The organism is Enterococcus villorum (genome assembly GCF_007990225.1).
Classification (GTDB): Bacteria; Bacillota; Bacilli; order Lactobacillales; family Enterococcaceae; genus Enterococcus_B; species Enterococcus_B villorum.
In genome coordinates, this window is sequence record NZ_BJWF01000002.1 from 127,927 (window position 1) to 142,465 (window position 14,539).

Below are 14,539 nucleotides of genomic sequence, written 5' to 3' on the forward strand. Positions count from 1 at the left end.
TTTTCCTGAGATTACTTAACAGCTCAGCAAGATCAAAGCCAAACAAAGGGTCAATCGTCAGTTTAAACAATTAGCGATTGGAGTAGGGGGGGTGTTAATAGGTGTTGGTATCGCTTGTTTTTGGATGATGTTCTAGAAACAACTTTTACGAAAAATAAGTCAAAGAATTTGGAAAATAGGAAAAGCTATTTCAAATTCTTTGACTTTTTCTCTTGTGGTTACTCGTCGCAGTCTATTTCTTGATTCATGCTTGAAAATACAAAAAGTAGGATGAGACGATGCTTAAGAGTACCTCCTTGATTTTTCAAAGAGACATCTTTTTTATTAGGTTGCTTGAAATTGGCTATTATACAAACTTGCATAAAGTGTGGGTTTACTTAATAAGGTATCATGTGTTCCTTGTTCAACAATGTTGCCGTTTTTCATTACTAAAATCAAATCGGCATTTTCAATAGTAGACAATCGATGGGCGATAACAAAACTTGTACGGTTGTCTGTTACGGCGTTCATGGCTTTTTGAATCATTACTTCTGTACGTGTATCCACACTAGAAGTGGCTTCATCTAAAATAACGACAGCGGGATCAGCTAATAAGACGCGAGCAATCGTTAAAAGTTGTTGTTGTCCTTGAGAAAGAGCGCCATTCTCACTTGAAATGATCGTATCATAGCCTTTTGGAAGTGTACGAATAAAGTGATCACATTGTGCGATTCTTGCTGCAGCAATGATCTCTTCTCTTGATGCTAGACGATTACCATAGGCAATATTTTCAGCGACGGTTCCTTCAAAAAGCCAAGTATTTTGTAAAACCATGCCAAATTGTTTTCGTAGTTCACTTCTGGAAAATTCAGTTATATCGATCCCATCAAAGGTGATCATACCATTGTTTAATTCATAAAAACGCATCAATAAATTAACTAAAGTGGTTTTAACAGCTCCAGTAGGTCCAACGATAGCAATTGTTTGTTTTGGTTTAGCAGAGAAACTAACATTTTCCATCAAAATTTTATCAGGTGTATAGCCAAATTGGACATTTTTAAAAGCAATGGCCCCTTTTGGTGTATGAATCAATGGACTATTTGTAAAGTCAGGTAATTCATTCGGTTCATCCATGATCTCAAAAGTACGATCAATCGCAGCCATCGCAGATTGAATAGAATTAATGACGTAAGAAGCGGACGAAATAGGCTCAGAAATTTGGTTGATATACTGTAAATAGGCTTGTAAAAGACCAAGAGTGATACTACCAGAAAAAACTAAAAAGCTTCCGAAGATGGCACTTGCGATAAATGCTAACTGGTTGACCAAGCGAATCACTGGATAAATGGCAAAGTTCATAAACTGTGCTTTCTTAAATGCTTCATATTGTGATTGATTGGCTTTACGAATGGATTTAGCTGCATCATTTTGTTGATTAAATGATTTGATGATTAAGTTACCAGTCAAATATTCTTCCATTTTATTGTTCAAAGAACCAAGTGCTGTTTGGTTTTCATCAGATTTCACTTTGTTTTTATTGGCAAATTTTTGAGTTACCCATGCACTTCCAAAAATTAACAAGAAGACGAATAGAGTCAATTTGACATCAATATAAAAAAGCATCAATAAAGCAAATACGATCGTTACAATTGAGGAGAAAAATTGATTGATGCCTGTGAGTAAAACTTGTGACAATTGATTTAATCCAGTAGTTGTGCGACTGATAATATCTCCTACTTGATGATGATCATAAAAAGACATTGGTAGTGTCTTAAATTTTTTGGTTATTTCTTTTCGTACTTTTACGGTAATTTTTTCACTCAATGAAGCCATTGTGTATTCTTGAATAAAGGAAGCGATACTACTAAGAAAAGAAAAAACAACTAATAAAATAACTGGTAACAGGAGGGTTTCACTGACATCCGTCATAGTCATATGACCAATCCCAACGTCATGAATACGACGCAAGAGATGATCAATTCCAATCCCCATGATCATAGGCATTGCAACGACCATTAAATTTCCGATAATACTACAAAAAAGCAATCCGTAAAAAAGGGGATGTTCTGTTTGTATCATTTTCCAAAAACGGCTAAAACTTTGTTTTTTGATGGTTACTTCACTTATTTTCATAAAAAACCTTCTTTCAAAATTCCTTGTGATTTCGCAAACTCTTGATAAGAGCGACAATTAGCCAAAAGGGACTCGTGGGTTCCTTGACCGACAATACGACCATTATCTAAGACAATAATCTGATCGGCATGCATGATCGTACGTAACCTTTGTGCCACGATAATTAAGGTCTTATCTGACATTTCTTCTTGCAAAGCGCCTCTTAACTTTGCATCTGTCTTATAATCTAAAGCAGAAAAACTGTCATCAAAAAGATAAATATCAGCCGGCTTAATTAATGCCCTTGCAATACATATTCGCTGTTTTTGTCCTCCTGAATAATTATCTCCACCTTGAGATACGTAGCTTGTTAATTTATCTGGTAATTTATCTAAAACTTCCTCTAATTGAGCAATACGAACGGCACGTGCCAAGTCATCCTCTGTAGCATTAGCATTTCCCATTTGTAAATTTGAAAGAATCGTGCCGCTAAATAAGAAAGCTTTTTGAGGAACATAGCTGATAGCTAAACGAAGCGTTTCTTGTTTTAGTTGCTTGATGGGTTGACCATTTAAAGTGATCTGTCCACTTGTCGCTTCGTTTAATCGAAGAATTAATTTTGCAATGGTACTTTTTCCTGAACCAGTCCCACCAACAATGGCAGTCGTTTTACCTTTTGGAACAGAAAAATGAATGTCTTTTAATACCGGCTCTGAATTTTTTGCATAACTAAAAGAAACGTGATCAAAGGCTAATGCTGTTTCGCTATCTATCGTGAGACTTTCTGAGTGTGAATTTTTCGGATCGCTGATTTCAACAGAGTGATTCAAGACTTCTTCAATTCTTTTGAGGGATGATATTGATTTGGGAATAACTACTAGTACCATTGCAGCAATCATTAAATAAGCTAAGGTCAGTATTGCATACTCAACGCTTGCTGTAACCATACCGATTTGTAACGTACCTTCACTAACAAGAGAGCCCCCGAACCACAAAATCGCTCCATAAACGATACCCATAAGTAAAAAAGCAATGGGTGTAACCCATGCAAAAATCCGATTTACCCGAATCATTTGCGTGGCATAATGATCAAAAGTTTGATTGGTGCGCTTTTCTTCATAGTTTTGATTATTAAATGCGCGTATCATGTTTACACCAGTAAAAAATTCCCTTAACGTAATGGTAATACGATCCATTCTAGGTTGAATTTTAAGAGAAAGTGGTGTTCCTTTTTTCATTAAAATAAAAATGACGACAGCATAAATAAAGACGGCTACGAATGTAAGAAAAGCCAATATATTTGAGTATTGTTGCATCATCACTAACGTAAATATTGTAATCACTGGTGCTGGTAAGATCAGTTGGCAAAACAATACGATCATCTGCTGAACATTATCCACATCATTTGTCATTCGTGTAAGCAAAGAAGCATTGCCAAATGTTTCAATATCTTTGATCGATAATTGTTGAAACTTGTCAAAATATCTTTCTCTTGTTTGATAGCCAAATTTTGCAGAAACTAAAGCAGAAAAGTAACTTGAAGCGATAGCTGAAATTGTTCCAAATAATGCAACCATCAACATTTGTAATCCGATAGTGTAAATTTTATTTGTTTGACCACTAGCGATTCCTTCGTCAATTAAAGTTGCCACTAATTTGGGAACCCCAAGGATACCAATGATTTGAAAACAGATAAATAAACATGTCAATAAAACAATGTTTTTATTTTTCCATAAAAATTCTTTTAATAATTTCATTTTGTTTCCTCCTTTTGCCTGACAATAATGAATTCTACACCTTAAAGTTACTTGAAGGTCAATAAAAAAAACGATAAAATTTAGTTGAGGTGAAAGTATGCAAAAACTTTATACAATAGGTGAAGTTTCAGAACTGTTGAATGTGCCCAGATCAACGATTCGTTTTTGGGATGAACAAGGGTTGATTCATTCTTTACGTCAGGAAGAAAATAATTATCGAATGTTTAGCATTGAAGACATTTTTCAAATTTATGACATCAATTTTTATCGGAAATTAGATGTTCCAATCAAACAAATGAAGGATTTATATGGAAAAACGATGGAAGAACTTTATGAAACGATTGCGGAAACAGAACAACGCATTATGCGAGAAAAAAACAATTTACAAAAAAAACATGAAGAAATATTGGCTCGAAAAAAGCAACTGAAATTAATGATTGATCAAAAAAATAAAGAACTATCCGTTGAAAAAATCCCTTTTGAAGCGATTGTAATTGTTGAGTCAGAGGATATTTTAGATTCAAAAGCATATCTTGAAAACTATGCCAGTTTCGGTGGCTATTTTGACTTTTCTGAGGGGAAAGAAATGATTTATGGTTTTTGTACAGAGAAAGAATCACAGAATATTCAGCTTTCTAAAGTTGTTTGGCAGAATGATCCAGATAAAAACTATCATCGTTTCTTATTGCAAGTCGAAGTGAATCATACGGAAAACAATAATATTGAGGAAGTAAAAAAACAGTTAACAAGTCAAGGATATGAGACAGGAAATGTAATTGGTCAGTATTTATTGACGAATCGGACAAAAGAAGGAAAAGATTATGAATATTATCAGGCTTGGATAGAAACTTCAAATAAAGAGTAGTTTTCATGTTTACTGGTTAGGGGATTCAGAAATCAAAAAGAAAAAACGAGGATGAAAAGATGATTAACTGAGAAAAAAGAGAAGGTTCAACCATTCTTTTCTAAGAAAAAACACTTAAAAAATTGAAGTGAAGCTGAGACATTCATTTATTATAAAAAAGAAGACTGATCCATGTCATTTAAGTAGTAACATCTCAACATTAAGCGCTGAATTGTTAAAATAGGAAAAGCTATTTTAACAATTCAGCGCTTATTTGCTCGGATTTAATCACTACTTTTCTGACCTTTTCATATCTTACAAATTTTAAGTACTTTTGAAACGTAGTGTGCATTTATCGTTTTCATTTATTGGGTATAAAACTTTCTCTCACGACAAGTTTGGTCGGATAGGTCAAGATGATTGGATCATCTCTTAGATGATCAATTCGTTCAACTGCTAGTCTTACGGCTGATTGACCAATTGCTTTTGCATTGATTGCTACACTAGTTAATCCTGGAGATAAATGAGCAATGGCTTCGATGTTATCGAAACTAACTAGAACGATGTCTTTACCGATGATGATATTTTCTTTTTGTAATGCTTTATAGACACCTAATGCTAAAGGATCACTACCGATAAGAATTGCTGTAGGTAAATCTTGTTTTTGTTTGTTCAATAGTTTTTTTGTTAGTCGTTCGCCGGATTCTTCCGTCCATTCGCCTAAATAATAATTGATTTGTTTTTCTAAATGGTTATCTCGCATAAAGTGAAGGTAAGCACGAAGTCTTTTTTCATTTTCAGTTGTTGATTTTTCACCCAATTCATTAATATCAATTTGATAACCACCGATATAGGCTATATTAGTGTGACCTTGCTCTATGAAAAGTTCTAAGACAGCTTTGGTCATTCGTTCTAAATCAGCATAGACCATATCCACTTCTTGTTGGATGTCTGGATTATCAACCACTATTAAATGCTGATTTTGCGCCAAGAGGTCAGCAATAGCTGGTTTAGCAATGGTGCCCACGACGATTAAGGCCCCTAACTGATTTAAATCTTTCCATTTCCTTGGATTGTCGGATACGTTATACATGCGATTCATTCCAATATGTAAGCGACTAGCTTCTTCTTCTAATCCCGCACGTAAATCTTTATAATAGATGTCTTTTTCTTCACTTGCTTTACTAATTGCTGAAATCACTCCAATAGAAGGGAGCCTTTTTTTTACATATTTTCGCTTGTTGATATCGTAATTCAAAGTAGCAGCAGCTTCAAAAATGCGTTGTCGGGTTGATACTGATACACTAATGGTTTTATCTTCATTTAAGACCCTAGATACCGTAGCGGGAGAAACATTTGCTTTTCTTGCGACATCTCTAATTCCAACCATTTTTCTTCACCTCTAAAAAATAAAAAATTTTATTGACAATTATGTTTAGTAAACAGTATACAGGAAATGTAAGAAAAGTAAACGGTTACGACAACATATAGAGGTGAAAAAATGAGACCAGTGAATGAGGAACGACGAGCAACATTGATAACATTTGATACTAATGAAAAAGTCTTTCACTTGACCAATCAAAAAATTTCCTATCTTTTTCAAGTGGAAGAAAGTGACATTCTTGCTCATATTTATTTTGGCAAGAAAATACAAAAATACCATCATCATAAAAAATATCCCAGAAGAGATCGTGGATTTTCTGGTAATGTGCCATTAAATGACGATCGTAGTTATTCTAAGGATACCTTACCACAAGAATATTCAGGTCATGGGGGAATGGACTATCGCCTTCCTTCTATTATGATCCGTCGAGAGAATGGCTCCAATTTACTTGATTTACGATATGAAAAACATCAGATTCAAAAAGGGAAATTAACACTAGATGGCTTGCCCCAAGCATATGTGAAAGAAGAAAACGAGGCAGAAACGCTGATCGTTACTTTAAAAGATCGCCAAGAAGATATTTATGTTGATTTAGCTTATACCATTTATAGAGATCGAGCTATCATTACTCGTTCAGTGAAAGTCCGAAACGAATCAGAAAGTTCAATTATGCTTGAAAAAGCGGCTTCGTTTCAGATTGATTTTACCAATTCAGGACGATTTGATGAAGTGATTGCTTTACCTGGTGCTCATGTCAAAGAAAGACAACTTTCACGACAAACAATCTCAGATGGAATCAAGTCCTTTGAAAGTCGACGTGGAACAAGTAGCCATCAAATGAATTCATTTATTGTTTTAACCAATAAATATACGACTGAATTTGTAGGCGAGGCCATAGGGATCCATCTAGTTTATTCAGGAAATCATTCGTTTGAAATTGAAAAAGATCAAATCAATCAGGTTCGCTTAGTTGGTGGGATTAACGCTTATAATTTTTCTTGGGAATTACAACCAAGTGATCATTTTCAGACACCAGAAGTAATCTTGACTTATTCGGATCAAGGATTGAATGGTATGAGTCAAGTCACGCATCAATTGTTGCAAGAAAGGGTCGCCCGAGGAACTCATCAATACCAACAACGCCCGATTCTTGTAAACAACTGGGAAGCCACTTATTTTGATTTTACAAGTAAAAAAATTGAAGCGATTGTGGATGAAGCAAAAACACTAGGAATTGAGATGTTTGTTTTAGATGATGGCTGGTTTGGTAAAAGAGATTCTGATCAATCTTCCTTAGGGGATTGGTTTGAATATCAAGAGAAATTAACACGTGGATTAAAAGGAATAGCAGATTATGTCCATCAAAAAGGATTGAAATTTGGTTTGTGGATCGAGCCTGAAATGATCTCAATAGATTCAAAATTATATCGAACACACCCTGAATTTATGATGCAAGAACCCAATCGAGTACCAGCCGCATCACGTTCACAGCATGTCCTTGATTTTACTCAAAAAGAAGTGCGAATGGCTATTGAAAAACAGCTTCGCCAATTGCTAGATAGTATTGAGATCGATTACATTAAATGGGATATGAATCGGTCGTTATCAGATGTTTATTCCGCTTCGTTAGGAAAGCAAAATCAAGGAGAAGTGATGCATCGGTATGTTCTAGGGCTTTATGAGATGATGGGAAATCTAACGAAAGCTTATCCTCATATTCTATGGGAGGGATGTTCTGGTGGTGGTGGACGATTTGATGCGGGAATACTTCATTATATGCCACAATCTTGGACAAGCGACAATACAGATGCAGTGGAACGGATTAATATTCAGTATGGCACAAGCCTAGGGTACCCAATTTCTGCCATGACAGCTCACGTTTCTGCAGTTCCTAATCATCAAACCGGTAGAATCACTCGTTTAAAAACACGAAGTGACGTGGCAATGGGTGGGGTGTTTGGTTATGAATTAGATTTAACCAAATTATCTGCAGATGAAAAAGTGGCTGTAAAAACACAAGTTGATTTTTATAAGCAAATTAGACAGACAGTTCAATATGGTGATTTTTATCGATTGAAAAATCCTTTTGAACAAAACATCGCTTCTTGGGAATTTGTGTCCAAAGACCAAAATGAAGTTCTTTTATTTTTAAGTCGAAGACTGGCAAACGCACAACCGGATTTTCATGAGGTTTGCTTAGTTGGCTTAGTCCCAGAAAAGCTTTACAAAAATCAAAAGACTGGTGATATTTATTCGGGTTCGGAGCTCATGACTGTCGGTATTTATTTTCCAGATTTTTATGGTGATTTTCAAACCGAATTGATCCATTTTATAAGTATAGATAAAGGAGAAGAAGTAAATGAAAGCAATGATTGAATGGTTAGACGATCCACAAGTATATCGCATGAATCAAATGAATGCCCATAGCGACCATCTGTTTTACGCAAACCGGGAGGAAGTTCAAAAAGGGAGTTCACGTATCCAATCATTAAATGGCCGTTGGAAATTTCACTATTCAAAAAATGCGCTAGAACGTCCAGTGAATTTTTTTGAAAAAGAGTTTGATTCATCTGGTTTTGATCAGATCAACGTGCCAGGACATATTGAATTAGCGGGATATGACAAAATCCATTATATTAATACGATGTATCCATGGGAAGGTCATGAATTTAGACGTCCTCCATTTACAACGGCTAGTCAAGAAGAAACAGCTGGAATGTTTTCTCAAGCAGAGTATAATCCAGTCGGTTCATATCTCACCACCTTTCGTTTGAAGGAAGAAATGAAAGGGCATTCGATTTCTGTCTTTTTTGAAGGGGTGGAGCAGGCGATGTATGTTTGGTTAAATGGTCATTTTATCGGTTATGCAGAGGATTCCTTTACACCATCAGAATTTGATTTGACTCCCTACCTAGAAGAAGAAAATCAATTGGCCGTAGAAGTACACAAAAGAAGTACAGCCGCTTTTCTTGAAGATCAAGATTTTTTCCGTTTCTTTGGTATCTTTAGAGATGTGAAGTTAGTTGCTAGAGGGTGTAATCATCTAAAAGATATGTGGATTAAACCGCAAGTCGATAATTCTTTTCAAAATGGGTGGGTCGATATCCACTTAGCAATTGAAAATAAAACAACCAAAGGACAATTAGGTGTTCGTATTCTTGATGGTACAGGATACGAAATTTTTCAAAAGAAAGTAGTGCTTAAAGATGAACTTTCGATTCATATCCCAATCGAAAACATCAAATTATGGGATCATTTTCAGCCCAATTTATATACTGCTGAATTTGAAACATTCGACGAAACTGGGATAACGGAATACAGTTCCTATCCTTTTGGGTTTCGTAAAATTGAAATCAAGGATAAAGTGATTTATTTAAATGGTCGGCGAATGATCATTAATGGGGTCAATCGTCACGAATGGCATCCTGAAACAGGACGGGTAATTACCATCGAAGACATGAAGAAAGATTTAGAAACGATAAAAAAAGCAAATATCAATGGGGTTAGAACCTCCCACTATCCGAACCAAATTCCTTGGTATTATCTTTGTGATAAAGCAGGTGTCCATCTTATGGCAGAAACAAACTTAGAATCTCATGGCTCTTGGCAAAAAATGGGTGCTTTTGAACCATCATATAACGTTCCCGGGAATATATTGCAATGGCGCGAAATTGTACTTGATAGAGCAAAGTCAAATTTTGAGACGTTCAAAAATCACACGAGTATTTTATTTTGGTCTTTAGGCAATGAATCATATGCAGAGGAAAATATTCGTTTAATGAATGATTACTTCAAAGAAAAAGACCCAGATCGACTGGTTCATTATGAAGGAAACTTTCCTAATCCAGCTTTCGAAGAATCCATTTCTGATGTGAAAAGCTGCATGTATGCTTCACCCACGGAAATTATTAACTATTTGGAAAATGAAGCGCAAAAGCCATTTATTTTATGTGAATTTATGCATGATATGGGTAATTCCTTAGGAGGACTTGGTTCTTATATGGAGTTATTAAAAAAATATCCTATGTATCAAGGTGGTTATATTTGGGATTTCAAAGATCAAGCCATTCAAGTGACAGATCCAATCACCCAACAAAAAGTCATGAGATATGGTGGCGATTTTGATGATAAGCCAAGTGATTATGAATTTTCTGGTAATGGAATCGTTTTTGCCGATGGACAAGAAAAACCAGCATTGCAGGAGGTAAGGTATTATTATGGAAAATACAGCAACTAAGATGAGAATCATCTATGGGGATTGTACCTTTGCGTTAAAAGGAAATGGGTTTCATTATCTATTTTCTTATACAAGAGGTGGGTTGGAATCATTAAATAAATACGGAAAAGAATGGTTATACCGAGAAACATTGCCGACTTTTTGGCGTGCATTAACAGATAATGATCGGGGGAGTGGTTTTGGTCAACGTTCATCCATGTGGCTAGGTGCAGGGATGTATCCAAAAGTAAAAGACGTTCAAGTGCGAGTCGATCAAAAAGAGATAAAACGACCAATTGCCCCAATCAATAACCGCTATTCTAATCATGAATACGCACAGTCAGCAGAAATTATTTTTACATTAGCGATTCATACTGTACCAGAAACAACCGTTAATGTAAGTTATATTGTTCAAAAGAATGGGGAGATGAAAATTACTGTGACTTATTACGGGCAAAAAGGCTTACCTGATCTGCCGTTGTTAGGTCTTCGTTTTATTATGCCTACCCCAGCAAAGTATTTTGAATACGAAGGTCTTTCTGGCGAAACCTATCCAGATCGAATGGCTGGGGGAAAAGAAGGCGTGTACAGGGTGGAGGGGTTACCTGTTACTCCTTATCTTGTACCGCAAGACTGTGGGGTTCATATGAAAACAAAGTGGTTAGAAATCACTAGGGATGCTACGTTGAATAATGCAGACAAAAAAAGAGAAGAATTTTCTTTAAGGTTTGAACAAGTAACGGGTGATTTTGCTTTTTCTGCTTTGCCTTATAAAGCAGAAGAACTTGAAAATGCCACTCACATAGAAGAGTTACCACCAGCAAGAAGAACCGTTTTAGTTATATTAGGTAAAGTAAGAGGTGTGGGTGGAATTAACAGTTGGGGAGCAGATGTGGAAGAAGCTTATCGTATCAGTGCAGAAAAAAATCATGAATTTAGCTTTATAGTGAAATAATGAAATAAACTTCTAAGCGGTGAATGAAACACTAACCGCTTAGAAGTTTTTTAGCGCTTGACTTTTGTTTATTCAAGCAATGGCAAAACGATTGTGACAGTTGTACCTGAACCAATAATCGAATGGATGTGAACGCCATAGTCTTGTCCATAAAGCAATTGAATACGCTCGTTGACATTTTTAATACCAATCCCAGAAAAATAGTCCTTTCCGTTTTCCTTTTTGTTTGTATCAAAGCCGTCCCCGTTATCAACGATTTCAAAAAATAATTGATTTTTATTCATTTTTCCAAATAAGGTAATGAAACCAACTTTTTTGTTTTGAAAAGCATACATGTAAGCATTTTCAATAATGGGCTGAATCATCATATTTGGTACTTTATAAAAAAGTAATTCATCAGGAATCATAAAACGAGTAGAGATATCCTCTCCATATCTTAGAGTCAAAATATTGACATAACTTTTCACGCTTTTTAATTCTTCTTTGACCGTAATGAGTTCGTCTTTTTTACCAATCGTACTTCTCAGTAAATCAATAAAGTTATCGATACCATTAATCGCTTTTTGATTTTCTTTTTGCCAAATCAAAAATTTTAGACTAGTCAATGTGTTATAGATAAAATGAGGATGGATTTGTGCTTGCATTGTCTGTATCTCTAATTTTCGTTTTTTCTTTTCATTCTCAATGGAAATCATGTAATTTTCATCAATTGTTGTTAAGAGCTGATTGATTGTTGTTCCTAGTATTTTTGTTTCGTAGGTGCCTTGAACGTTTATTTGCGTCCTATTTGGAATATTTTTGATATGTTTTAAAGAATGAATCAAGGCATAAATCGATTTTGTTTGATGATTCATGGAGCTAAAGACAACGGAGCCTACAATGATTACCGTTATAAAATTAAATAAGATAATTGGAAATACCACCCCCATTTGATTGGTCAAGGAATGAATATCAATTTTACTGATCAAAGCGGAATTTTGCCGATATAAAGGAACACGTGTCAAACGATTATGTCCGATTGTTTTTGTTTCATTACTGGTTAAATCTTTCAAAAGGTCGGTTTTGTTTCCGATTAGACTAGTTTCATTTGAAGCAATAATTTCATTTGAATCATTGACCAGATAAATCTTAGATATTTCTGAATGGATGGTATCGTTAAAGAGGTTAGCAAATTCATCGGAAGTAATGGCAATAACGGCATAACCATAAATGTGATTGAATGCAGTTGTTAACTTTTTGATAAAAAGAATACTATGCGCTGCTTGATCACGAGTCGTTAAACCAAAATCAACAAAAATCATCTGTGTGGCTGCTTGATTGGCACTTACTTTTTTAATGACTTGTGACTGAAAAAAGGTAGAAGCATTCAGCTTGGCTATCATATCATTGCCAATAAAAGTTCGTCCATTTTCGCCAAAAATCATCAGATCATAGTTGATATAGGGTGAGATAATGGTAAAAGACCGATTCATTTGCTGTATCTCTTTTAACTGATTAAAATTCATAAGAGAAGTTTGATTCTTTTTAGAAAAGTAATTTTCGACTGCTGGATTATCTGCAATCACAGTCAAAGTATTTTCAATATTGTCATTTAGTATAGCGAAATCACGTTGAATTTTTCCTAATGCTAATTCATTTGATTTATCAAATAAATTAATATAAGCATTTTTTGAACGATCATAAATAAAAAAAGAAATAATCATCGCTTGAGTAAAAAGAGCGATAAATAAAATAATGAGAAGTTTTGTAAATAATTCATATTCTTTGAACTTTTTCTTCATTGTTTAATTTTCCTTTTCGATAGTGGGAAGGGCTAATTCCTGTTTCTTCTTTAAATACTCTTGAAAAATAACCTAGATCAGCAAACCCAACTTTGTAAGAGATTTCTGAAAGTGTATCTTTTGAATCAATTAACAAGCGTTTTGCATGTTGAATGCGCACTTTTTTTAAATACTTTGTAAAACTAATTCCATATTTTTCTGTAAAAATAGTGGATAAATAACTATAAGAAAAGTGAAATTTTTCCGCAATCATTTGAAGTGTCAAATCTTGCTGATAATTTTCCTGTACATATTCATAGATCGCTGTCAGGATTGCTGAGTTTTCTTTTGGCTGTGGAGCGATCCAGTCCATTAATTGATTGATAGTTTTAGTAAATGATTTTGAGAAAGCTTCAATTGTTGACTGGTTCGTAATAAATGTTGGTAAAGTAATTTTTAAATGAGTCAACTCGGTATTATTTTCTTGTTCATCTTCCATTGCGTTGATGAGGACGTATAATCGATTAATCGTTTCGTGTTTTAAATACAAAGGACTGATTTTTAAAGCTATTAGTGTGTCAATGGTTGATTTTATCTCTCTGATAGCGGATACATAATCTTTATTAACAATTTTAGTTAAATAACTTTTTGTACTTTGTTCATAATGTGGGATAAGTGGAAGTAAATGTTCTTGGGAAATGACGCCAGCATTTTTTTGGTAAAATCGTTGTCCTTTTCCGATTTTTTTTAAATTTTTGAACCCATCAAACAATTCAGCAAAATTAAAAAATGTCGAAATAATTAGTAAATGATCTTTTTCTTTGGCTGTTTCTTCTAAAAGGTTTTTGATTTTTTCTATACGATCAATGGAAGAAACATTCACTAAACAACCATATTCATGATCAATGGTAACAAAAGGAAAAAACTCAACAGAAGAATGAAAAGCAACTTTATTTTTATTTAGTAAACGAAGATGAGATAAATCTTCGTTTTCACCATAAATCAAAAAAAAGGTTGAATGGTGAAAATAGTTGCTCGTTAGTGCGGTATCTTGTCCCGAAAAATACTGTGTTAGTGCGCTATTTAATGACATTCTTGAAGAAGCGCTATTTCTTTTCTTTTTCACTAAATGATTTAATGCAGAAAGTAAATTTTCTGGATTTAATTTCGGCTTCAGTAAATAATCAGAGATACCTTCCTTAAAAGAATCTTTCACCAATTGAAAATCATCATGGCTAGATAATACCAGAATTTGGACGTCTGGATTTTTTTCTTTGAGGAGGCGAGATAAGACGATTCCATTTAGTTCAGGCATAACCAGATCAGTAACAACGATGTCGATTGGATGATTCGAAAAAAAATCAAGTGCTTCTAAGGGATTTGAAAAAGCTCCTTTTATTTGATAACCATGACTGGACCAATCAAGCAAGTTTAATATACCGTGAAGAATTGTTTTTTCGTCGTCAATCAGCATTAGATTGATCAATTGTTTCCCTCCTTTAAACTATTTCTATTTTTAAAATACGTTCTAT

The 14,539-nt window shown here is 34.5% G+C and carries 9 protein-coding genes; 4 read left to right on the top strand and 5 right to left on the bottom strand.

Going from position 1 to position 14,539, the window contains the following annotated elements; all coding sequences use genetic code 11:
• Positions 1-324: 324 nt before the first annotated feature.
• Both EVI01_RS01740 and EVI01_RS01745 read right to left on the bottom strand, forming a co-directional pair.
• The gene (locus EVI01_RS01740) at positions 325-2,112 is read right to left on the bottom strand and encodes an ABC transporter ATP-binding protein (RefSeq protein ID WP_010752016.1); all 1,788 of its coding nucleotides are present in this window, start codon (positions 2,110-2,112) and stop codon (positions 325-327) included.
• Positions 2,109-3,848, bottom strand: a complete 1,740-nt coding sequence (locus tag EVI01_RS01745) for an ABC transporter ATP-binding protein (protein WP_010752015.1) — start codon at positions 3,846-3,848, stop codon at positions 2,109-2,111. The genes EVI01_RS01740 and EVI01_RS01745 overlap by 4 nt, the downstream gene beginning before the upstream one ends.
• 97 nt (positions 3,849-3,945) lie before the next feature.
• Here EVI01_RS01745 and EVI01_RS01750 point away from each other — a divergent pair, with 97 nt between their 5' ends.
• The gene (locus EVI01_RS01750; protein ID WP_010752014.1) at positions 3,946-4,713 is read left to right on the top strand and encodes a MerR family transcriptional regulator; all 768 of its coding nucleotides are present in this window, start codon (positions 3,946-3,948) and stop codon (positions 4,711-4,713) included.
• Positions 4,714-5,053: 340 nt separating this feature from the next.
• On the opposite strand, the gene EVI01_RS01755 is transcribed toward EVI01_RS01750, so the two are convergent.
• Positions 5,054-6,082, bottom strand: a complete 1,029-nt coding sequence (locus EVI01_RS01755; RefSeq protein WP_010752013.1) for a LacI family DNA-binding transcriptional regulator — start codon at positions 6,080-6,082, stop codon at positions 5,054-5,056.
• A gap of 111 nt (positions 6,083-6,193) precedes the next feature.
• On the opposite strand from EVI01_RS01755, the gene EVI01_RS01760 reads away from it, so the two are divergent.
• From EVI01_RS01760 to EVI01_RS01770, 3 genes are read left to right on the top strand one after another with little or no spacing between them, the layout of a single operon-like run.
• A complete protein-coding gene (locus tag EVI01_RS01760; RefSeq protein WP_010752012.1) occupies positions 6,194-8,452 on the top strand; it encodes an alpha-galactosidase in 2,259 nt (752 codons plus the stop codon).
• Positions 8,436-10,313, top strand: coding sequence for a glycoside hydrolase family 2 protein (locus tag EVI01_RS01765; protein ID WP_010752011.1), 1,878 nt, complete (start codon positions 8,436-8,438; stop codon positions 10,311-10,313). The genes EVI01_RS01760 and EVI01_RS01765 overlap by 17 nt, the downstream gene beginning before the upstream one ends.
• A complete protein-coding gene (locus EVI01_RS01770; protein WP_010752010.1) occupies positions 10,294-11,247 on the top strand; it encodes a beta-galactosidase small subunit in 954 nt (317 codons plus the stop codon). Before EVI01_RS01765 ends, EVI01_RS01770 begins: the two co-directional genes overlap by 20 nt.
• Before the next feature lie 68 nt (positions 11,248-11,315).
• On the opposite strand, the gene EVI01_RS01775 is transcribed toward EVI01_RS01770, so the two are convergent.
• Both EVI01_RS01775 and EVI01_RS01780 read right to left on the bottom strand, forming a co-directional pair.
• Positions 11,316-13,028: a cache domain-containing sensor histidine kinase gene (locus EVI01_RS01775; protein ID WP_010752009.1), complete on the bottom strand. Its 1,713-nt coding sequence runs from the start codon at positions 13,026-13,028 to the stop codon at positions 11,316-11,318.
• Complete coding sequence (locus EVI01_RS01780) at positions 13,003-14,493, bottom strand: response regulator transcription factor (protein ID WP_010752008.1); 1,491 nt, start codon at positions 14,491-14,493, stop codon at positions 13,003-13,005. Before EVI01_RS01780 ends, EVI01_RS01775 begins: the two co-directional genes overlap by 26 nt.
• Positions 14,494-14,539 lie beyond the last annotated feature (46 nt).